At 43.0% G+C, this 20,385-nt stretch carries 22 protein-coding genes; all 22 read left to right on the top strand.

Features of this window, described 5'->3' with window-relative positions:
* The first annotated feature begins 104 nt into the window (after nucleotides 1–104).
* The 22 genes from pyrF (at nucleotide 105) to LIR34_RS04905 (ending at nucleotide 20,176) form a co-directional block, all read left to right on the top strand.
* Nucleotides 105–1,031 carry an orotidine-5'-phosphate decarboxylase gene (pyrF, locus tag LIR34_RS05010; protein ID WP_161285796.1) on the top strand — a complete coding sequence of 309 codons (927 nt, stop codon included), beginning with the start codon at nucleotides 105–107 and terminating at the stop codon, nucleotides 1,029–1,031.
* 21 nt (nucleotides 1,032–1,052) lie between these two features.
* Nucleotides 1,053–1,835 (top strand): dihydroorotate dehydrogenase electron transfer subunit, encoded by a 783-nt coding sequence (locus LIR34_RS05005; protein WP_161285797.1) that lies wholly within the window; start codon nucleotides 1,053–1,055, stop codon nucleotides 1,833–1,835.
* Nucleotides 1,832–2,737: a dihydroorotate dehydrogenase gene (locus LIR34_RS05000; protein WP_173902200.1), complete on the top strand. Its 906-nt coding sequence runs from the start codon at nucleotides 1,832–1,834 to the stop codon at nucleotides 2,735–2,737. Before LIR34_RS05005 ends, LIR34_RS05000 begins: the two co-directional genes overlap by 4 nt.
* 78 nt (nucleotides 2,738–2,815) lie before the next feature.
* Nucleotides 2,816–4,165, top strand: coding sequence for an MATE family efflux transporter (locus tag LIR34_RS04995; protein WP_173902201.1), 1,350 nt, complete (start codon nucleotides 2,816–2,818; stop codon nucleotides 4,163–4,165).
* 76 nt (nucleotides 4,166–4,241) lie between these two features.
* Nucleotides 4,242–4,694, top strand: coding sequence for a hypothetical protein (locus LIR34_RS04990; protein ID WP_173902202.1), 453 nt, complete (start codon nucleotides 4,242–4,244; stop codon nucleotides 4,692–4,694).
* Nucleotides 4,695–4,740: 46 nt separating this feature from the next.
* A complete protein-coding gene (locus tag LIR34_RS04985) occupies nucleotides 4,741–5,529 on the top strand; it encodes a hypothetical protein (RefSeq protein WP_161285801.1) in 789 nt (262 codons plus the stop codon).
* Nucleotides 5,530–5,620: 91 nt separating this feature from the next.
* The gene (pyrE, locus tag LIR34_RS04980) at nucleotides 5,621–6,301 is read left to right on the top strand and encodes an orotate phosphoribosyltransferase (protein WP_161285802.1); all 681 of its coding nucleotides are present in this window, start codon (nucleotides 5,621–5,623) and stop codon (nucleotides 6,299–6,301) included.
* A gap of 38 nt (nucleotides 6,302–6,339) precedes the next feature.
* Nucleotides 6,340–6,492: a hypothetical protein gene (locus LIR34_RS04975; RefSeq protein ID WP_173902203.1), complete on the top strand. Its 153-nt coding sequence runs from the start codon at nucleotides 6,340–6,342 to the stop codon at nucleotides 6,490–6,492.
* 35 nt (nucleotides 6,493–6,527) lie between these two features.
* Nucleotides 6,528–7,004, top strand: coding sequence for a VanZ family protein (locus tag LIR34_RS04970; protein ID WP_173902204.1), 477 nt, complete (start codon nucleotides 6,528–6,530; stop codon nucleotides 7,002–7,004).
* Complete coding sequence (locus tag LIR34_RS04965; protein WP_161285804.1) at nucleotides 6,988–7,302, top strand: hypothetical protein; 315 nt, start codon at nucleotides 6,988–6,990, stop codon at nucleotides 7,300–7,302. Before LIR34_RS04970 ends, LIR34_RS04965 begins: the two co-directional genes overlap by 17 nt.
* 3 nt (nucleotides 7,303–7,305) lie before the next feature.
* Nucleotides 7,306–7,893, top strand: a complete 588-nt coding sequence (locus LIR34_RS04960; RefSeq protein WP_173902205.1) for an HD domain-containing protein — start codon at nucleotides 7,306–7,308, stop codon at nucleotides 7,891–7,893.
* Between the two features lie 40 nt (nucleotides 7,894–7,933).
* Entirely contained in the window at nucleotides 7,934–9,952 is a 2,019-nt protein-coding gene (locus tag LIR34_RS04955; RefSeq protein ID WP_161285817.1) for an aminopeptidase, read from the top strand.
* Between the two features lie 111 nt (nucleotides 9,953–10,063).
* A complete protein-coding gene (gene purE, locus LIR34_RS04950; protein WP_161285806.1) occupies nucleotides 10,064–10,564 on the top strand; it encodes a 5-(carboxyamino)imidazole ribonucleotide mutase in 501 nt (166 codons plus the stop codon).
* Between the two features lie 140 nt (nucleotides 10,565–10,704).
* Complete coding sequence (purM, locus tag LIR34_RS04945; RefSeq protein ID WP_161285807.1) at nucleotides 10,705–11,730, top strand: phosphoribosylformylglycinamidine cyclo-ligase; 1,026 nt, start codon at nucleotides 10,705–10,707, stop codon at nucleotides 11,728–11,730.
* Nucleotides 11,724–12,353: a phosphoribosylglycinamide formyltransferase gene (gene purN, locus LIR34_RS04940; protein WP_173902206.1), complete on the top strand. Its 630-nt coding sequence runs from the start codon at nucleotides 11,724–11,726 to the stop codon at nucleotides 12,351–12,353. The genes purM and purN overlap by 7 nt, the downstream gene beginning before the upstream one ends.
* 4 nt (nucleotides 12,354–12,357) lie before the next feature.
* Nucleotides 12,358–13,632, top strand: a complete 1,275-nt coding sequence (purD, locus tag LIR34_RS04935) for a phosphoribosylamine--glycine ligase (RefSeq protein ID WP_161285809.1) — start codon at nucleotides 12,358–12,360, stop codon at nucleotides 13,630–13,632.
* A gap of 11 nt (nucleotides 13,633–13,643) precedes the next feature.
* On the top strand, nucleotides 13,644–14,408 hold the full coding sequence (locus tag LIR34_RS04930) for an SseB family protein (protein ID WP_161285810.1): 765 nt from the start codon (nucleotides 13,644–13,646) through the stop codon (nucleotides 14,406–14,408).
* Nucleotides 14,409–14,609: 201 nt separating this feature from the next.
* The gene (locus tag LIR34_RS04925) at nucleotides 14,610–14,987 is read left to right on the top strand and encodes a GntR family transcriptional regulator (protein WP_173902207.1); all 378 of its coding nucleotides are present in this window, start codon (nucleotides 14,610–14,612) and stop codon (nucleotides 14,985–14,987) included.
* A gap of 55 nt (nucleotides 14,988–15,042) precedes the next feature.
* Nucleotides 15,043–17,514 (top strand): ATP-dependent Clp protease ATP-binding subunit, encoded by a 2,472-nt coding sequence (locus LIR34_RS04920; RefSeq protein ID WP_173902208.1) that lies wholly within the window; start codon nucleotides 15,043–15,045, stop codon nucleotides 17,512–17,514.
* 161 nt (nucleotides 17,515–17,675) lie between these two features.
* On the top strand, nucleotides 17,676–18,089 hold the full coding sequence (locus LIR34_RS04915; RefSeq protein WP_161285813.1) for an endosialidase: 414 nt from the start codon (nucleotides 17,676–17,678) through the stop codon (nucleotides 18,087–18,089).
* Nucleotides 18,083–19,480, top strand: coding sequence for a DNA repair protein RadA (gene radA, locus LIR34_RS04910; RefSeq protein ID WP_173902209.1), 1,398 nt, complete (start codon nucleotides 18,083–18,085; stop codon nucleotides 19,478–19,480). The genes LIR34_RS04915 and radA overlap by 7 nt, the downstream gene beginning before the upstream one ends.
* A 24-nt stretch (nucleotides 19,481–19,504) precedes the next feature.
* Nucleotides 19,505–20,176, top strand: a complete 672-nt coding sequence (locus LIR34_RS04905; protein WP_173902210.1) for an HAD family hydrolase — start codon at nucleotides 19,505–19,507, stop codon at nucleotides 20,174–20,176.
* The last annotated feature ends 209 nt before the right edge of the window (nucleotides 20,177–20,385 follow it).

Below are 20,385 nucleotides of genomic sequence, written 5' to 3'. Positions count from 1 at the left end.
ATTTAAAAAAGACTTTATTAAATCAAATATTTCGTGTATGATGTTATTGATAATGTAATTGTGCAGAGAGAAATAATTACCAAAAATTTTAGCAGGAGGCCGTTATGATTAACAAACTTATTGAGAAAATCCGTAAAACAAATGCACCGATCGTTGTAGGACTGGATCCTATGCTGAACTATATTCCGAAGCATATCCAGGAAAAGGCATTTGCGGAGTTTGGAGAGACACTGGAAGGTGCAGCAGAGGCAATCTGGCAGTTCAACAAGGGCATCGTTGATGCAACTTATGATCTGATTCCGGCAGTGAAACCACAGATCGCCATGTATGAACAGTTTGGGATTCCAGGACTTCAGGCATACAAAAAGACCATAGATTACTGTAAATCCAAAGACCTTGTAGTAATGGGCGATATTAAGAGAGGCGATATCGGTTCTACATCAGCAGCATATGCAGTCGGACATCTTGGACATGTTCAGGTGGGTTCCAAGAAGTATGCCGCATTTGATGAGGATTTTGCAACAGTCAATCCATATTTTGGAATTGATGGTGTAAAACCTTTTATCGATGTCTGCAAGGAAGAAAATAAAGGACTTTTTATCCTTGTAAAAACATCCAATCCTTCCAGTGGTGAATTCCAGGATCGTATGATCGAGGGCAGACCGCTTTATGAGTGGGTAGGCGAGAAGGTTGCACAGTGGGGCGAAGATCACATGGGCAAGGAATACAGCTATATTGGAGCAGTTGTCGGAGCTACTTATCCGGAAATGGGCAAAGTTCTTCGTGAACTGATGCCGAAAACCTTTATCCTGGTACCGGGATATGGTGCACAGGGTGGTAAAGGTGCAGATCTTGTTCATTTCTTCAATGAAGACGGACTTGGCGCAATCGTAAACTCTTCCAGAGGTATTATTGCAGCATACAAGCAGGAAGCATATGCATCATTCGGTGAACTGAACTATGCGGATGCATCACGTAAAGCAGTAGAAGCAATGATCGAGGATATCAGCGGTGCACTTAATAACCGCTAAGATGATTTTGGAGGGAAACAGATGAGCACAAAGACAAAAGAAAGTCTCAGGATCGTGAGCCAGGAGGAGATTGGTAAGGGAATCTTCAGTATGTGGCTTCAGGCTGATCGTATGGCAGAAGCTGCCAGACCGGGACAGTTTTTATCTTTATATACAAGAAACGGAAGCAAACTGCTTCCGCGTCCGATCAGCATCTGTGAGATAGACAGAGAAAATGGAAGAATCCGCCTTGTATATCGAGTTACAGGCAAAAATACAGGAACAGAAGAATTTTCCAGACTTCATCCGGGAATTACCGTTGAGGCAATGGGACCTCTTGGAAATGGTTTCCCGCTTGAAGAAGCCGAAGGAAAGAAGGTATTTCTGATCGGTGGCGGAATTGGTATTCCGCCGATGCTTCAGACTGCCAAAGAGCTTAAGGCAGAGAAAACAGCGGTTCTCGGATACAGAGATGAGCTTTTCCTGAATGAAGAATTTGCAGAGTATGCAGATGTTTATGTTGCAACAGAAGATGGAAGTGCAGGAACGAAGGGAAATGTTCTGAATGCGATCAAAGAGAAATCACTGGAGGCAGATGTGATCTTTGCCTGCGGTCCGACCCCGATGCTCCGTGCACTTAAGGAATATGCGGCAGAAAAAAATATTACCTGCTGGATTTCTATGGAAGAGCGTATGGCGTGCGGCGTTGGTGCCTGTCTTGCCTGCGTCTGCAAATCAAAAGAAATCGATGCACACTCCCAGGTGCACAATAAACGTGTCTGCAAAGACGGACCGGTATTCTTGAGTACGGAGGTAGAGTTATGATAAAAACAGGTGTGACTCTTGCCGGAGTTGAATTAAAAAATCCTGTTATGACGGCTTCCGGAACTTTTGGCTCCGGAGCAGAGTACAGTGAATTTGTAGATCTGAATCGTCTCGGTGCAGTGGTAACTAAGGGCGTGGCCAATGTGCCATGGCCGGGAAATCCGACACCGCGTGTTACAGAGACCGCGAGCGGTATGCTCAATGCAATCGGACTTCAGAATCCGGGGATTGATCTCTTTTGCAAGAGAGATATTCCGTTCCTGAAACAATATGATACCAAAATCGTTGTTAATGTCTGCGGAAAGAGTACAGAGGATTACTGTGAGGTTGTAGAGCGGCTGGCAGATGAGCCGGTAGATCTTCTTGAAATCAATGTTTCCTGTCCGAATGTGAAGGAAGGTGGAATTGCCTTTGGACAGAATCCTAAGGCACTGGAAGCAATCACAAAAGAAGTTAAGAAATATGCAAAACAGCCGATTATCATGAAACTCAGTCCGAATGTAACAGATATCACAGAGATGGCGAGAGCAGCAGAGGCTGGCGGAGCAGATATTCTGTCCCTGATCAATACTCTGACAGGAATGAAGATTGATATTTACAGAAGAGCGTTTGCTCTGGCAAATAAGACCGGAGGAATGTCAGGACCGGCAGTGAAGCCGGTGGCAGTCCGCATGGTTTATCAGGTTGCACAGGCAGTTTCCCTTCCAATCATTGGAATGGGAGGAATCGCAACTGCAGAGGATGCACTGGAATTTATCATGGCAGGTGCGACAGCAGTATCTGTAGGAACAGCGAATTTCTTTAATCCGTATGCAACCGTGGAGATTGCAGAGGGAATTGAGAACTTTATGAGAGAACAGCATGTGGAAGATATCCATGAGCTGATCGGAGCAGTAAAATAAAAGCATGAAATGTTAGAACCACAAAATGGCAGGAAAGAGCAGAGTGCTTTTTCCTGCTTTTTGTGAAAGGGGAGTAAAATGGAAAAAAATCGAACAAATGATATGACAGTTGGCAGTCCTGTAAAACTGATCATACAATTTATGATTCCGATGTTTCTGGGAAATATTTTTCAGCAGTTTTATAACATTGTGGATTCTATTGTTGCGGGACAGTTTATTGGTGTGGATGCACTTGCTGCAATTGGAAGTACAGGATCGCTGATGTTTTTTGTGACAGGATGGCTAAATGGATTAAGCAGTGGATTTGCGATTATCGTGGCACAGATGTTTGGTGCGAAAAGATACGATGATATGAGACATTTTGTGGCAATGTCCATCTATCTGATGTTTGGATTTGCAACGGCAATGACGGCTGGATTTCTGGTATTCAATGTCCCGATTCTGAGATTGATGAATTCTCCAGCAGATCTGATGGGGGATGTGGCCGGCTATATGGGGATTATTTATGCCGGACTTCTGGTAACAGCGGCATATAATACGCTGGCTGCCTTTTTGCGGGCACTGGGAGATTCCAAATCACCGTTATATTTTCTTATCATCTCGGCAGGAATCAATGTTGTTCTTGATATTGTTCTGATCCGCTTTGTGGGAATGGGAGTAGAAGGATGTGCATATGCGACTGTCATTGCACAGGGTGTGTCTGCGGTATGCTGCCTGATCTATATTAAGAAAAAATATCCGATCCTCCATCTGGAAAAGAAAAATTTTGAGTTTCGGAAAGGCAGCATGAGTAAATTGCTGATCCTTGGAATCCCGATGGGACTTCAGTTTTCTATTACAGCGATCGGAACTATCATAGTTCAGAGTGCGGTGAATATTTATGGTGCCACTTATATGGCAGGATTCTCGGCGGCAGGAAAGATTCAGAATGTGATAGGCATGGTGGCTGTTTCTATGGGGGCAACCATTGCGACCTATGTTGGCCAGAATCGTGGTGCAGGACGTATGGACAGGGTAAAACAGGGTGTGAATTATTCCTGTATCATGCTCTGGATCTGGAGTGTACTTGAGATGGTAATCGTATATTTCGGAGGAAAATATTTTACCTATCTGTTTATTGATCCGTCTGAGACGGACGTTGTGCATGTGTCCGTAACTTATTTCCGTACAGTGTTCTGGGCCTATCCGTTTTTGAGTACGATTTTTGTATTTCGAAATGCACTGCAGGGTATGGGATATGGACTTGTACCGATGCTGGGAGGCGTCTTTGAGCTTTTAGCAAGAACATTGATCGTAGTGCTTGTCGCCGGAAAGACAAGCTTTGCAGGTGTCTGTCTTGCCGATCCGATGGCATGGATCGCGGCACTGATTCCATTGATCCCGTATTATTTTTATATTATGAAGAAATACAATCTTCGAACGACGTAGATACGGTATTGTGTGGACAAAACAGGAGTTTTATGTGACAATGATATTATCATAGTATTTGGAAAGGGGGGAAGCGATGAAGAAAACAGGGAGACAGTTTCTGGTGTTTCTGGCCTTGCTTGTGCTTTTTGCACAGGTGCCGTGTATGAATCAGAGAGTTTCTGCTGCAGCAAAGACAACGACAGAGAAGAAAACGACGGTAAAAACAACCAAAAAGAAAAATGGTCTTTACAAAGAAGGAAATGGTAAGTTCTGCTATTATCAGAATAACAAAAGAATAAAAAATACATGGAAAACCATAAAAGGCGGGAAATATTATTTTGACAAAAATGGGTATGCACTTATTGGCTCTTCCAAAGTTGGCAGAACATTGTATCTGTTTAAGGCAGATGGGAAATTATACAAAAGAAACAGAAATGGCTTTGTAAAAGTTCTGGGTAATACTTATTATGTGCTTAAGAGCGGAGAGCTGCGAACCGGCTGGAGCGGATGCTATGGAACCAGAAATTTCAGAACTCCGTATAAGTAACTAAGAAAAGTGAGATTTGATTAAATAGTAAAGGGAGGCACGGACTATGAAAGGTAAAAAAACAGTTATATTTTTTTTGTTGGCAATATGTATCTGTCTTTTTCCGGCAAGGAATGCCGAGGCAGCTGTGAAATACAAAAACTGTTTTGTGAAAGCACAGAATGGAAATCTCAGTTATTATAATGCAAAAGGCAAGAAAGCAAAGGGCATTGTGACCGTAAAAGGGAAAAAATATTATTTCGATTCCAAAGGAGTTCTCCGTACAGGCTGGCGAAAGATCAATAAGAAATATTATTTTTTCAGACAGTATAATACCAGAGCAGGATACATGGTGACTTCTTCAAAAGTTAATGGAATCCGGATCAGGAAAAACGGAAGTGCAGTCTATAACAAAACTCAGCTTGCAAAGCTGAATCTTATGGTCAAGGCAAGTCAGACTGTGGACAGAGTTACGAACAACAGAATGACAAGAGAACAGAAACTGAAAGCCTGCTTCAGATATATTGTAAGCTGCAATTACGGAGATGGCGGAGATTTTGTCGGAGGTTCAAACTGGGATGTATATTATGGAAGCCGGGTACTCAGCAGAAGAAGAGGCGATTGTTTTGGGTTTGGCTGTGCAGTTGCCTATCTGGCTGATGCAGTAGGGTATACATCATATGCGGTTTCATCAGGAGGACATGGCTGGGCAGAGGTAAACGGAAAAGTCTATGATGCAAACTGGGCAAAGGTGACCGGCAAAATTGACGGGTATTGTGGTATGAGCTATGATCTCAGCGGCAGAGGCGGACGTCCAAACTATAAACCAAACAGAGCATATGTGAAACGCATCTGATATGAAAGAGAGTTTGTTATTTGAATTAAAATATGCTAAAATAACAGTTAGCTAACGAAAGATTAATACAGTTGATATGGAGGAATGAAAAATGGAAGCATATAAGCAGGAATTTATTGAATTTATGGTAGACAGTAATGTACTGAAATTTGGAGAGTTTACACTTAAGAGCGGAAGAAAGTCTCCGTTTTTTATGAATGCAGGTGCATATGTGACAGGTTCCCAGCTTAAGAAACTTGGAGAATATTACGCAAAAGCAATCCACGACAAATATGGTGATGATTTTGACGTGTTATTTGGACCGGCATATAAGGGAATTCCGCTTAGTGTAGTGACAGCAATCGCATTCAGTGAATTATACGGAAAAGAAATCCGTTACTGCTCAGACCGAAAAGAAGAAAAAGATCACGGTGCAGATAAGGGAAGTTTTCTTGGAAGCAATTTAAAGGACGGAGATCGTGTTGTTATGATCGAAGACGTAACAACCTCCGGTAAATCCATGGAAGAAACAGTTCCGAAGGTAAGAGGTGCGGCAGATGTAGAGATTGTCGGCCTTATGGTATCTCTTGACCGTATGGAAGTTGGAAAGGGCGGCGTTAAATGTGCCCTTGAAGAGGTTCATGATCTGTACGGATTTGAAACAAACGCCATCGTAACGATGGAAGAGGTTATTGAACATCTTTATAACAGGGAATACAAGGGAAAGGTCATTATTGACGATGAGCTTAAAGCTTCAATTGATGCATATTATGCTCAGTACGGTGCAAAATAAAACACCTTTCGGCGAAAGAATGTTCAGGAGGAATGAAGTTGAACGAAAAAATCTATAAAACGATGTCAAGAACAGGAGCATGCAGTGTCGCAGTGGGAGTTGTTACTCTTGTTATCGGAGCAGCTGCGGGAATTCTGATGATCGTCAGCGGTGCACGCCTTCTCAAAAGAAAAGGTGACATTTTGATATAGTAATTGGAGGCAGCACAAGGTTGGGATAGTATAGTATGTCAAGAAACAGTGCAAAACGCAGGATTAAACATCTGGGAACTATGCTGTTTGTATTATATGTTCTGCTGCTGATCTATTTCCTTTTCTTTTCGGAAGAATATGGACGGGTCGCAGCAGAAGAACGAGAGTACAGATACAATCTGATCCCATTTATAGAGATCAGAAGATTCTGGATTTACAGAGAGCAGTTAGGGGTGTTTGCGGTTGTTACAAATCTGCTGGGAAATGTGATTGGATTTATTCCCTACGGATTTATTCTTCCGGTCATAGCAAGGAAATGCCGCAGCGGATTTTTTATAATTTTATCAGGATTTGGTATCAGCCTTCTCGTAGAAACAATCCAGCTTATTACGAAGGTAGGATGTTTTGACGTAGATGATCTGATCCTGAATACTTTGGGAGCGGCACTGGGATATCTGGCTTTTGCCGTTTGTAATTATCTGAGGAGAAAATGTTATGGCAAGAAGATATAGATATGCGATCATAAAGAAAAAAGAACCAGGTAAAGGGAAGCTGTCAGTGGGACTGGCGATTGCTTCCCTCCTTCTGTTTGTGGCGGCAGTAACCGCAGCTTATATGCTGGGAGGAAAATTCGGGTTCATCATAGGTGGAGTCTGCCTGTTTGCAGCATTGCTTTCTGCTTATGGGTTTGTGATGGGACTTATGAGCTTTTCTGATGAAGAGTGTATGCATCGGACCAGTGTTGTGGGTTCAATCCTGAATGGAGTGATCACAGTAGGCTGGCTGGTCTTTTTTTTGATGGGAGTATAAGAAATGGAACGATTACAGAAACAGATGGAATTTATTGTTGAGGTAGACAAAGTAAAGCAGATCATCCGCCAGACATATCTGGCAGATGCAAGCCGTAAGGAAGATGATGCGGAACATTCCTGGCATCTGGCACTGATGGCGGTTCTCCTCAAAGAATATTCTAATGAAGAGGTTGATCTGGCGAAGGTTGTACCGATGGTGCTGATTCATGATCTGGTTGAGATTGACGCTGGTGATACCTACGCATATGATGATGCGGGAGCTGAAACAAAAGAGGATCGGGAGACGAAAGCGGCGGATCGTATTTTTGGCCTCCTTCCAGCTGATCAGGGGAAATATTTCCGTGAACTCTGGAATGAGTTTGAGGCATATGAGACTGCAGAAGCCAAATTTGCTCATGTGCTGGATAATTGTCAGCCGCTTCTTCTGAATGATGCTTCCAATGGCAGAAGCTGGGCGGAACATGGCGTCCGTAAAAGCCAGATATACAGACGAAATGAGCATACATCAGAGGGATCTGTGGAAATCTGGAAATATATGCAGAAACTGATCGATAAACATGTGGAGCTTGGGCATGTTATCGACGAATAAAGTTATAACGGAAAGGAAGAATGTTTTGGACGAATTGTTGATGGAACGTTATGATCTGGCGAAAAATCGAATCTGTGAAATCTGTACAGAGAAGAGTGCACAGCCGGATTTTGAAGATTTTTTTAAGCGTATGGCGGAATTCCTGAAGAAAACAGCTGTAATTCTTGAAAGACAGACAACAGATCAGACGGAAGAAGAACTGATGCAGGAGAACAGAGACCTTTATGAGGAACTTTTTCCTGAGAATTATGGAAGCTGTTATGGAAATCCTTCTTATGCAGCAGAGAAGCTTGGCGCATACGGAAAGGTATTCTGTCTTTTATATGCAGAACTTCGCGGTGTAATTGCCTATGCATATGAGAAAAAATGGTGGGATTATACCGTTGCGGCAGAACTTTTCCTGGAAGTATATGCGGCATTTGAAGACAGTGAACTGCCGTCAGTAAAGAGCGTAGAGGATATTCTTAAGTCTTATGTCAATGACTATTGCCAGGATATGATCGAGCAGAGAGTTGCAGAAGCTGTTGATCCTGAGCTTGATTTTGCAGTACGCATCATTATGGATTCTGATCTGTCAGATCTTCGATATCTGTATTTTTATGGGGAATATGTTTCTGCAAATGAGAGAGGTGTGGCAGAATTTCTGAACAGCCTTTCACAGGAACAGATTGACAGTATGGCAGAAACCTATACAGAAGGCTACCGCATCGGATTTATCAATGGAAGAAAAGATATCACAAAGAAAAAAACGGTCAACATCCGATATAATCTTGGGTTTGAACGAATGGTCAGATCGGCGGTACTGAAATTCCGTGAGATGGGGCTGGAACCGGTTATTTATCGTCATGCCACACATATAGTCAATAAACGGGGAAATGCAAGAATTGGTTTTACCGGAGGTGTTGCCAATCCACAGTATGATTATGATCACAGACAGGATCAGGCGCTTTTTCTGGACAGTGATTTTGTGCAGCGTAAACTGCGTTCCATGCAGAATGCTTATGAGAATTACAAGGAACTGTCAGCAGTGCATGGCGGTCCGGCATGCATTGAAACGTTTGGCGAGGAACCGTTTGCACCGGAAACAAAGACAGATGCCTGGGTGCTTTCTGAGGCACAGCAGAAATTACAGGTGGATCTCGACAACGAATCCGGCCAGATCGTTAACCGTTATATCAAAGGTGATGAACGAAGCTTTACGATCATTGCTTATCCGATTCCTGAGATTGGAGAGAAATTCTCTGAGATTTTTGCGGAAATCGTTAAGATCAATACGCTGGATTACAAATTATATGAAAGAATTCAGCAGACGATCATTGAGACTCTGGATACCTGTCAGTGGGTGGAGATAAAGGGCTGTAATGGAAATGAAACAGATCTGATTATTCATCTTCATGAACTGGAGGACATCAAAAAGCAGACAAATTTTGAAAACTGTGTGGCAGATGTCAACATTCCGGTAGGAGAGGTCTTTACTTCACCGGTACTTGCCGGAACAGGTGGAGTCCTTCATGTTAAGAAGGTATATCTCAATGGATTACAGTTTAAGGATCTGAAGCTTGTATTTGACTGCGGACAGGTTATCGACTACAGCTGTTCGAATTTTGAAACAGAGGAAGAAAACCGTGCTTATATAGAGGATAATATTCTTTTTCATCACAACAAGATCCCGATGGGCGAATTTGCGATCGGAACCAATACAACAGCATATGTTGTCGCAGAAAAATATGGAATTGAAGACAAACTTCCGATTCTGATTGCAGAAAAAATGGGACCTCATTTTGCAGTGGGCGATACCTGCTACAGCTGGGCGGAGGACACACCGGTATTTAATCCGGATGGAAGAGAGATCATTGCCAGAGATAATGAGATTTCTGCACTTCGTAAGGAGGATATCAGCATGGCATATTATGGCTGCCATACAGATATCACAATTCCGTATGAGGAACTGGGAAGCATCAGTGTGATTGATGAGGATGGCGAGAGTCTTCCAATTATTGAGAATGGCCGTTTTGTGCTTCCGGGAACAGAAGAACTTAATAAACCATTTGAAGTGTAGGCTGTATACAAAAAGAGTTTGCATAGCTAAATATTTCTTTTATGGAATTTGGTTGACACAAATTTAGAATCTTAGTAGAATCAACCTGGGATAGAAAAAAGGAGGCCACCAATGAAAAAAGTTGGAATTGTAATGGGAAGCGATTCAGATATGCCGGTTATGAGCAAAGCGGCAGCAATTCTTGACAAGCTGGGCGTTGAGTACGAAATGAAGATTATCTCTGCACACAGAGAACCGGATGTGTTCTTTGAATATGCCAAAAGTGCAGAAGAAAGAGGATTTAAAGTGATCATTGCAGGTGCAGGAATGGCAGCACATCTTCCGGGAATGTGTGCGGCAATTTTTCCAATGCCTGTAATCGGTATTCCAATGCATACTACATCTCTGGGAGGACGTGATTCACTGTACTCAATTGTACAGATGCCATCCGGAATTCCGGTTGCGACAGTTGCAATCAACGGAGGAGCAAATGCAGGATTGCTGGCAGCCAAGATCCTGGCTACTTCAGATCCGGAGCTTCTTGAGAAACTCAAAGAATACAGCCGGGAACTGAAAGAACAGGTAGAAGTAAAGGATGCCCGTCTTCAGGAAGTTGGATATAAGGCTTATTGAATATAAATTCGCAAAAACCAGGTAAAGTGATATTAAATTTTAAGAAAGGAAAAGCTATCTTAGATGAAAGGCTGTGCCGGGCAGGAGCGCGGCAATTTATCTAAGCATATATTGAGATATATGTTATAGCAGCAGAAAATATGGATTACAAGAACGCAGGCGTTGATATTGAAGCAGGCTACAAATCAGTTGAACTTATGAAGAAACATATTGCAAGAACCATGAGACCGGAAGTTCTGGGTGGAATCGGTGGATTCTCAGGAGCTTTCTCTATGAATTCTTTCAAAAATATGGAAGAGCCTACTTTGGTATCCGGTACAGACGGATGTGGAACCAAGGTAAAACTTGCCATGATCATGGACAAGCATGATACCATAGGAATTGATGCAGTTGCCATGTGCGTGAATGATATCGCATGTGCAGGTGCAGAACCTCTGTTTTTCCTGGATTATATTGCATGTGGCAAGAACTATCCGGAAAAAATTGCTGAGATCGTAAGCGGTGTGGCAGAGGGATGCGTACAGTCCGGTGCGGCCCTGATCGGCGGTGAGACAGCAGAACATCCGGGACTGATGCCGGAGAAGGAATATGACCTTGCCGGTTTTGCAGTTGGTGTGATCGACAAAAAAGATCTTCTTACAGGAGAAGAACTGAATCCGGGAGATGTACTGATCGGTATGGCATCTACAGGTGTACACAGCAACGGATTTTCTCTTGTGCGTAAGGTATTTGAGATGACCAGAGAATCTCTGGATACTCATTATGATGAACTGGGAACAACACTTGGAGAAGCTCTCCTTGTGCCGACAAGAATCTATGTAAAAGCACTTAAGAGCATCAAAGAAGCAGGGGTAAGAATTCATGCATGCAGCCATATCACAGGCGGCGGTTTCTACGAGAATATTCCGCGTATGCTGAAAGAAGGAACACATGCAGTTGTAGAAAAAGACAGCTATCCGGTTCTTCCGATTTTTAAACTTCTTGCAAAAAAAGGACACATCGAAGAGAAAATGATGTATAATACATTTAACATGGGGCTTGGAATGGTGCTTGCAGTAGCTCCGGAGGATGTGGACAAGACAATGGAAGCAATCCGTAAAGAAGGAGATACTCCTTATGTAGTAGGTCGTATCGAGGCTGGTGAAAAGGGAGTGACCTTATGTTAAAGCTTGGCGTTCTGGTATCCGGAGGGGGTACGAATCTTCAGGCGATCATGGATGCAATGGATGCAGGGGCGATCACCAATGCAGAGATTGGTCTTGTGATCAGTAACAATAAGGGTGCGTATGCTCTTAAACGAGCAGAGAGCAGGGAAATTCCAGCGAAATGCATTTCTCCAAAGGATTATGCAGACAGAGAAGAATTTCACAGAGCACTTCTGACAGAACTTCAGGAGAATCAGGTAGACCTTGTGGTGCTGGCAGGTTATCTGGTGGCAATACCACCGACGATCGTGGAAGCTTATCCGAATCGTATTATCAATATACATCCGTCATTGATTCCTTCTTTCTGTGGGACGGGATATTATGGACTTCGTGTTCATGAGGGAGTTCTTGCAAGAGGCGTTAAAGTGACAGGTGCAACGGTTCATTTTGTGGACACGGGCACAGATACAGGACCGATCATTCTTCAGAAAGCTGTAGAAGTACATCAGGGAGATACTCCGGAAGTGCTTCAGAAGCGTGTAATGGAAGAAGCTGAATGGAAGATACTGCCGGCTGCAATCAATCTGATCGCCAATGGCAAAGTATCGGTACAGGATGGTAAGGTTATCATCGCAGAGGAGTGAAAATATGAAAGTATTAATTGTTGGAAGCGGCGGAAGAGAGCATGCAATTGCATGGAGTGTAGCCAAAAGCCCAAAAGTAGATAAAATCTACTGTGCACCAGGAAATGCCGGAATTTCTGAATATGCAGAGTGCGTGGATATCGGTGCGATGGAATTTGAGAAGCTTGCTGATTTTGCAGAACAAAATTCTGTTGACCTTACGATCATAGGAATGGATGATCCGCTGGTTGGTGGTGTTGTGGATGTATTTGAAGCACGCGGGCTTAAAGTGTTCGGACCGCGCAAAAACGCTGCAATTCTGGAAGGCTCTAAGGCTTTTTCAAAAGACCTCATGAAAAAATACGGAATTCCGACAGCGGGATATGAGAATTTCGATGATCCGGAGAAAGCACTGGATTATTTACATACACAGGCAAAATTCCCGATCGTACTTAAGGCAGATGGACTTGCACTTGGCAAAGGTGTTCTGATCTGCAACACTCTGGAAGAGGCGGAAGCCGGAGTCAGAGATATCATGGAGGATAAGAAGTTCGGCAGTGCAGGAAATACGATGGTCATTGAGGAATTTATGACAGGACGTGAAGTGTCTGTTCTTTCTTTTGTGGACGGCAAGACAATTCGTCCGATGACATCTGCACAGGATCATAAACGTGCCAAGGACGGAGATCAGGGACTGAATACAGGCGGTATGGGTACTTTTTCACCGAGTCCGTTCTATACAGAAGAGGTAGATAAGTTCTGTAAGGAGCATATCTATCAGGCAACGGTAGATGCTATGGCAGCAGAGGGACGTCCGTTTACAGGAATTATTTTCTTTGGACTGATGCTGACAGCAGAGGGACCGAAAGTGCTGGAATACAATGCCCGTTTTGGCGATCCGGAAGCTCAGGTTGTTCTTCCGAGAATGAAGACAGATATCATTGAAGTGATGGAAGCCTGCGTGAATGGAACTCTTGATCAGATTGAACTTGAATTTGAGGATAATGCAGCTGTCTGTGTTGTTCTGGCAAGTGACGGATATCCGGTAAAATACGAAAAAGGAATTCCGATGCATGGATTCGAGAACTTTAAGAATAAGGATGGTTATTACTGCTTCCATGCAGGAACCAAGTTCAAGGATGGAGAAATCGTTACTAACGGCGGTCGTGTCCTTGGAATCACTGCAACTGGAAAGGATCTGAAGGAGGCACGCAAAAATGCGTACGAGGCGACAGACTGGATTCAGTTTGCAAATAAATATATGCGCCACGACATAGGAAAGGCTATTGACGAGGCCTGAAAGGACAGAATATGGGAACAAGTGAAGTAGAAACAATTAAGGAAATTCAGGGAAGGGAGAATATTTTTGTAGCATACTCTCAGACTACGAAGCTTCCTTATGTAACCTGTGGGGAAGAATCATTTAATGATCAGGCATGGTTTTTTACAGAAGAAGAAGCAATTAAGGAATTTGGCAAAAAGAAAGTAGAAGAAAAGATCCTTCTCATGGGAATGCGTTATGAGAAGAAAGATTTTCCGAGGCTGTATGGTCTGTTGTTTGCAATCGGTGTAAACACAGTTATGTGGAATGATGGTGATGAACAGATGGAGATCGATCTGGAAAAGATTGTAAGAAAACCAGATCTGAGCAATGTAGAACCACAGAAACGTCCGCTGATCAATCCGACACTGCAGCTTTCCGGTATCTATTTTATACAGGAACTTCGTCGTCCGGTACCTAAGGAAGAACACAAGAACTTAAGGGCACTGGAGGAGGAAGTGATCGTGAATCTGAGAAAGTCAGAATTTTTGATCGCTATGCAGAAAAAGGGTGATGAGCCGGATAAGGTGAACATTCCTTATCTTAAGGATAAAGAGGGCAAAATCCTTCAGCCGGTATTTTCTGATGTACTGGAATTTGAGAAATTTGCCAAAGGCAAGAGACTTCGTATTGCCAAGGTTCCATTTGATAAACTTCCGAATGTTCTGATCGAACAGGCAGAAGCACTGGTTGTCAACCCTATGGGATTTAACCTTGTTCTCAACAGAGATCAGCTCAAAAAGATCATTGGATAAGAAAAACATAAAAGGCAGACAGTCGTTGGACTGTCTGTTTTTTTCTGCTACATTCAAACTCTGAAAAATTGCACTTGCAAAATCTGAATTATGTGCTACCATATGTATAACATGATGTTCATGTAGCACATATAAATCATATACGGTATTTCAGGGCACATGCTGCGAAGCATCATATTACAAAGATAAGGGGCTGAAATTATGGTCATAGAAATAGACTTTAACAGCGATGAGGCTATTTATGTACAGCTGATGAATCAGATTATCATGGGAATTGCCACATCCAGGCTTCAGGAAGGAGATACGCTTCCTTCAGTACGGCAGCTGGCAGATACGATCGGCATCAATATGCATACAGTGAATAAGGCATATTCTTTGCTTCGACAGGAGGGATTTGTCACTATTGACCGTAGAAGGGGTGCGATCATCGCCCTTGATGTAGACAAGATAAAGGCACTGGAAGAGATGAAGCAGAATCTTATGGTTGCATTGGCAAGGGGATGCTGCAAAAACATTACCAGAGCAGAGGTTCACAATCTGATTGATGAAATTTTTGACGAATATGGAATCGAAGAATAAGAGTAACTATTCAGAAAGTGACAACAAATATGAATAACAGAAAGAGGAGGAAAGAATGCAGGCAAAATTTACCAGACAGGCCAAGGCAGCATTACAAATAGCAGAAAGTGCGGCCAGATCCTGGAAACATTCATATATTGGGACAGAACATATACTGGTAGGACTTCTTAAAGAACAGGAAGGGACTGCAGGTAAGATCCTTGAAGAATTTGGCGTAGATCCGGAAAAACTGGAAACTCTGATCACACAGCTGATAGCACCATCCGGAGTGCTTGTGGCAGAAAAATCTGCCGGTTATAGTCCGAGAGCCCAAAAGATCAAAGAGCAGGCTGTAAAAGAAGCAGAGAAACAGAAAGAGGAACAGGCAGGAACAGAACATCTGCTTCTGGCAATGCTGCGGGAAACAGACTGTGTAGGCACCAGGCTTTTATATACTATGGGAGTGAATATCCAGAAACTATATAGTACGGTTCTTTCGGCGGCTGAAATAGATTCCAATTCTACATTGGAAGAACTGCAGATGCAGAAGAAACAGAAGGAAAATAAAAACTCCACAACTCCTACACTGGATCAGTACAGTCGTGATCTGACTGCAATGGCAGCAGATGGAAAGCTGGATCCCGTGGTCGGCAGAGAAAAAGAGATTGCCCGTCTGATCCAGATATTAAGCAGAAGAACCAAAAATAATCCGTGTCTGGTGGGTGAGCCGGGTGTCGGTAAAACGGCAATTGTAGAAGGCCTTGCACAGAGGATTATTTCCGGTATGGTTCCGGATTCTGTCAAAAACAAGAGAGTGGTTGTCCTTGATCTGTCCGGAATGGTGGCAGGAAGCAAATACAGAGGAGAATTTGAAGAACGTATTCGAAACGTGATCAATGAAGTACGCAGCAATCAGGGAATTCTTCTTTTTATTGATGAACTTCATACGATCATTGGAGCAGGTGGAGCAGAGGGAGCACTGGATGCTTCCAATATTCTGAAGCCATCTCTTTCCAGAGGAGAAATCCAGCTGATCGGTGCAACAACACTGGAAGAATACAGGAAATATATTGAGAAAGATGCAGCTCTGGAGAGGCGTTTTCAGCCGGTAACCGTGGAGGAACCATCAGAAGAAGAAACTTTGGAAATTCTTAAGGGACTTCGTCCGTATTATGAACAGCATCATGGCGTGGCAATTGAGGACAGTGCACTTGAGGCGGCAGTAAAAATGTCTGTACGTTATATCAACGATCGCTTCCTGCCGGATAAAGCAATTGATATTATTGACGAGGCCGCGTCAAAGGTCCGCCTTGGAGGATATCACGTGACGCCGGAAATGGATGTTCTGGAACTTAAACTTCGTGAGATTCAGAATGATAAGGAAAAAGCTGTCAAGGCGGCAGATCTTTCCATGGCAAAAGAGCTTCAGGCACATCAGCGTGAGATAGAGGCAGAGATTGCCGGATATAAAGAAAAAGAAGAAAGAAAAAATAAGAGAAAGAAAATATCCGTAACGGAGAGTTCTGTGGCAGATATTATCTCAGATTGGACCAAAATTCCGGTACAGCGCCTTACAGAGGGGGAAACCAGGCGCCTGGCACGTCTTGAAAAAGAACTGCATAAACGTGTGATCGGACAGGACGAGGCAGTGAAATCAGTGGCTCAGGCAGTCAAGAGAGGTCGTGTTGGCCTGAAAGATCCGAATCGTCCAATTGGTTCCTTCCTTTTTCTGGGACCGACAGGTGTCGGTAAAACAGAACTTTCCAAAGCACTGGCAGAGGCTGTGTTTGGAAGTGAGCAGGCAATGATCCGTGTTGATATGTCGGAATATATGGAGAAACACAGTGTATCCAAGCTGATTGGTTCTCCTCCGGGATATGTCGGATATGATGAAGGCGGACAGCTCAGTGAGAAGGTTCGCAGGAATCCGTACAGTGTTCTTCTTTTTGACGAGATCGAAAAAGCGCATCCCGATGTGTTTAATATCCTTCTTCAGGTACTGGATGATGGACATATCACAGATGCACACGGAAGAAAAGTGGATTTCAAACAGACGATCATTATCATGACATCTAATGCAGGCGCACAGTCGATCATTGAACCAAAGAAGCTTGGTTTCATGTCAAATCAGGATGAAAAACAGGATTATGACAGAATGAAGTCTGGCGTTATGGAAGAAGTACGCAGACTGTTTAAACCGGAATTCCTGAACCGTATTGATGAGATCATGGTATTCCATCCTCTGAACAAAAGTCATATCAAAAAAATTGTCAATATCATGCTTAAGAAACTGGAAAAACGCTGCAGAGAACAGCTTGAGATCGAACTTAAGATTACAGAATCTGTCCGCGAGTTCCTTGCAGAATCAGGATTCGACAGTAAATATGGTGCAAGACCATTGCGAAGAGCCATTCAGACAAAACTGGAGGATCCAATGGCAAACGCTCTTCTTGAGGGCAGAATCAAAAGAGGAGAAACTGTCAGGATCCAGCTTCGCCAGAAGGAAATCTGTTTTACTCCGGTATCAGAAGAGAAGAAAGCAAAATAGTCCTTGCTTATACACAATTATAAAAAAGCTGTAAAATCTTGGACAGGATACTGGTCAAAGAAAGTGGTCAATGTTATAATTAAGAATACCAGGATACTATGGAACAATTCGCAGGTATTTGGTAAAACACAACAGAAAAGTCTTTGGGAGGACATAAGATTATGGCAGTAGTAAAGGAACTGATCCGTACAGAAGAAAATCAGAGCATCAGCTTTGGCAATTATGAATTGCCTCAGAAATCTAAGGTATCAGATTTTGAATTTCAGGGAGATATCTATAAGGTAAAAACATTCAAGGAGATTACAAAGCTCGAGAGAAACGGAATGTTTGTATATGAGTCTGTACCGGGAACTGCTGTGTTTTCCTTGAAACAGGATGGCTCCAGCATGAGCTTTAACGTAGAGGGAACTGAGGATGCGCAGATTACTGTGGAAATGGAAGCAGATACAGAATATGATATTTCTATTGATGGTGCAGAAGCCGGCAAAATGAAAACAAACCTCGGCGGCAAACTTTCTTTCAGTGCAGAACTGGGAGGCGATAAAGCCGTATATGTTGAGATCAAAAAATGCTAAAAAACAAAAAGATCGTTTATTTTTGTCAGGAATGTGGATATGAATCCTCAAAATGGATGGGACAATGTCCGGGATGCAAAGCCTGGAATACCCTTGTGGAAGAAACGATTTCTACAAAGAAAGGAACTTCATCTGGTATAGGTTCTTTTCGGAATTCAGGTAAACGTCCGGAACCAGTCCGGCTAAAGGATATTTCACTGTCAGAGGACGAACGTCAGCTGACAAAAATTGGAGAACTTGACAGAGTACTCGGGGGCGGAATCGTCCCCGGGTCTCTGGTTTTGGTGGGTGGAGATCCGGGAATCGGAAAATCCACCCTTCTTTTACAGGTATGCAGAAATCTGGCACAGTCCGGAAGAAATGTGCTGTATATTTCCGGAGAGGAATCCCTGCATCAGATTAAGCTTCGGGCAGAGCGGATCGGAGAATTTAACGAAAATCTTCAGCTTCTGTGTGAGACAAATCTGGAAACGATTCGTGAAGTGATCGAGAGAAAGAAACCGGATATGGTTGTGATTGACTCGATTCAGACAATGTTTCATGAGGACATTAGCTCTGCACCGGGAAGTGTATCGCAGGTAAGAGAATCCACCAATATACTGATGCAGATTGCCAAAGGACAGGGAGTATCTGTTTTTATTGTCGGACATGTAACAAAAGAAGGAAATGTGGCAGGTCCCCGTGTACTTGAGCACATGGTGGATACGGTACTTTATTTTGAAGGAGACAGACATGCTTCGTATCGGATTCTGAGGGCGGTTAAGAATCGTTTTGGCTCTACGAATGAGATTGGTGTGTTTGAAATGAGAAACACGGGACTGGAAGAAGTAAAAAATCCGTCAGAGTTTATGCTAAACGGAAAACCAAGTGATACTTCAGGCTCGATCGTAGCATGCTCCATGGAGGGAACGAGGCCAATACTGGTAGAAATCCAGGCGCTTGTGTGTCAGAGCAATTTTGGGATTCCGAGAAGAACTGCGGTGGGTACAGACTTTAACAGGGTAAATCTTCTGATGGCAGTCCTGGAGAAAAAAGTCGGAATTTGTCTGGCTTCCTGCGATGCCTATGTGAATATCGCGGGTGGAATGAAAATGACAGAGCCGGCAATAGACCTTGGAATTGCACTGGCGGTAGTTTCAAGCTGCAAGGATATCATTATTCCGGATTCTGTGATGGCATTCGGAGAAATTGGACTGAGCGGAGAAGTACGTGCTGTGAGCATGGCGGGACAGCGAGTGGCAGAAGCAAAGAAGCTTGGCTTTGAAACCGTGATCCTGCCGGAAGTATGCAGATCTGTTACAGAGAAAATAAAAGGAATCAGACTGGTGTACGTATCCTGGATACAGGATGCAATCCGTTTTATTATGCAGAATATTAGCTGTGAACGGTAATAAAATAAGCACAAGGGAGAAAAGATGAAGGCAGTTGTATTTGATATGGATGGAGTTATTTTTGACTCAGAAACGCTTGTGATTCAGATGTGGAAAGTAGTAGCAGAGAAATATGGAATTGAAGACATAGAAGCAACGTGTCGGGAATGCCTTGGGACGAATGCTGCTGTAAGTAAAGAAAAATTTTTTAAACGTTATGGACAGGAGTTTCCCTATGACAAATACAAAAAAGAAATGGCTGATCTTTTTCATGCGAATGCAGCAGGCGGGAAGCTTAAGCAGAAACCAGGAATCCGAGAACTTCTGGAATATCTTCAAAAGAATCATATAAAGGCAGCAGTAGCTTCTTCTACAAGAAGAGAGGTTGTAATGCGAGAACTTGAAGAAGGAGGACTGCTTCCATACTTTGATAAGGTCATCTGTGGAGATATGGTTCAGCGAAGTAAGCCGGAACCGGACATTTATCTGGAGGCCTGCAGACAAATTCAGGAGCAGCCGGAAGAGTGTTATGCGATTGAGGACTCTTATAATGGTATCAGAGCTGCAAAACGGGCAGGACTGCATCCGATCATGGTACCGGATCTGTCGGCTCCTACTATGGAGATGGAAGAATTGTCAGATTGTATATTACCATCTTTGCATGAGGTACAGCAGTATTTTGAAAAAACAAAAAAAGCTGATAAAAAAATAAAATAGTTATTGACAAGCTGATACAGATATGATAAAGTGGTCAAGTCGCCTGAACGGGCGACATGATCATAAAAAAAGATGCTTCAAAAAACTTAAAAAAGTTCTTGACAAGCATGAATGAATATGATAAAGTAAATGAGCTGTCTGAGAGACGGCACAACAAAGAACCTTGATAACTAAACAGTGAAACACATACGATTCTCGAAAATTCTTAA

Origin of the sequence: Blautia sp. MSK17_66 (assembly GCF_020538025.1) — a bacterium.
Classification (GTDB): domain Bacteria; phylum Bacillota; class Clostridia; order Lachnospirales; family Lachnospiraceae; genus Blautia_A.
This window is presented reverse-complemented; position numbering and strand designations above follow the sequence as displayed.

Coding starts and splice junctions, on each gene's coding strand:
- LIR34_RS04960 (WP_173902205.1), top strand. CDS start 7,306: ATGGAACGATTACAGAAACAGATGGAATTTATTGTTGAGGTAGACAAA.
- purN (WP_173902206.1), top strand. CDS start 11,724: ATGTTAAAGCTTGGCGTTCTGGTATCCGGAGGGGGTACGAATCTTCAG.
- purE (WP_161285806.1), top strand. CDS start 10,064: ATGAAAAAAGTTGGAATTGTAATGGGAAGCGATTCAGATATGCCGGTT.
- LIR34_RS05000 (WP_173902200.1), top strand. CDS start 1,832: ATGATAAAAACAGGTGTGACTCTTGCCGGAGTTGAATTAAAAAATCCT.
- LIR34_RS04905 (WP_173902210.1), top strand. CDS start 19,505: ATGAAGGCAGTTGTATTTGATATGGATGGAGTTATTTTTGACTCAGAA.
- pyrE (WP_161285802.1), top strand. CDS start 5,621: ATGGAAGCATATAAGCAGGAATTTATTGAATTTATGGTAGACAGTAAT.
- LIR34_RS04970 (WP_173902204.1), top strand. CDS start 6,528: ATGTCAAGAAACAGTGCAAAACGCAGGATTAAACATCTGGGAACTATG.
- LIR34_RS04965 (WP_161285804.1), top strand. CDS start 6,988: ATGGCAAGAAGATATAGATATGCGATCATAAAGAAAAAAGAACCAGGT.
- radA (WP_173902209.1), top strand. CDS start 18,083: ATGCTAAAAAACAAAAAGATCGTTTATTTTTGTCAGGAATGTGGATAT.
- LIR34_RS05005 (WP_161285797.1), top strand. CDS start 1,053: ATGAGCACAAAGACAAAAGAAAGTCTCAGGATCGTGAGCCAGGAGGAG.
- LIR34_RS04955 (WP_161285817.1), top strand. CDS start 7,934: ATGGAACGTTATGATCTGGCGAAAAATCGAATCTGTGAAATCTGTACA.
- LIR34_RS04990 (WP_173902202.1), top strand. CDS start 4,242: ATGAAGAAAACAGGGAGACAGTTTCTGGTGTTTCTGGCCTTGCTTGTG.
- LIR34_RS04925 (WP_173902207.1), top strand. CDS start 14,610: ATGGTCATAGAAATAGACTTTAACAGCGATGAGGCTATTTATGTACAG.
- LIR34_RS04930 (WP_161285810.1), top strand. CDS start 13,644: ATGGGAACAAGTGAAGTAGAAACAATTAAGGAAATTCAGGGAAGGGAG.
- LIR34_RS04915 (WP_161285813.1), top strand. CDS start 17,676: ATGGCAGTAGTAAAGGAACTGATCCGTACAGAAGAAAATCAGAGCATC.
- LIR34_RS04920 (WP_173902208.1), top strand. CDS start 15,043: ATGCAGGCAAAATTTACCAGACAGGCCAAGGCAGCATTACAAATAGCA.
- LIR34_RS04995 (WP_173902201.1), top strand. CDS start 2,816: ATGGAAAAAAATCGAACAAATGATATGACAGTTGGCAGTCCTGTAAAA.
- LIR34_RS04985 (WP_161285801.1), top strand. CDS start 4,741: ATGAAAGGTAAAAAAACAGTTATATTTTTTTTGTTGGCAATATGTATC.
- purD (WP_161285809.1), top strand. CDS start 12,358: ATGAAAGTATTAATTGTTGGAAGCGGCGGAAGAGAGCATGCAATTGCA.
- pyrF (WP_161285796.1), top strand. CDS start 105: ATGATTAACAAACTTATTGAGAAAATCCGTAAAACAAATGCACCGATC.
- purM (WP_161285807.1), top strand. CDS start 10,705: ATGGATTACAAGAACGCAGGCGTTGATATTGAAGCAGGCTACAAATCA.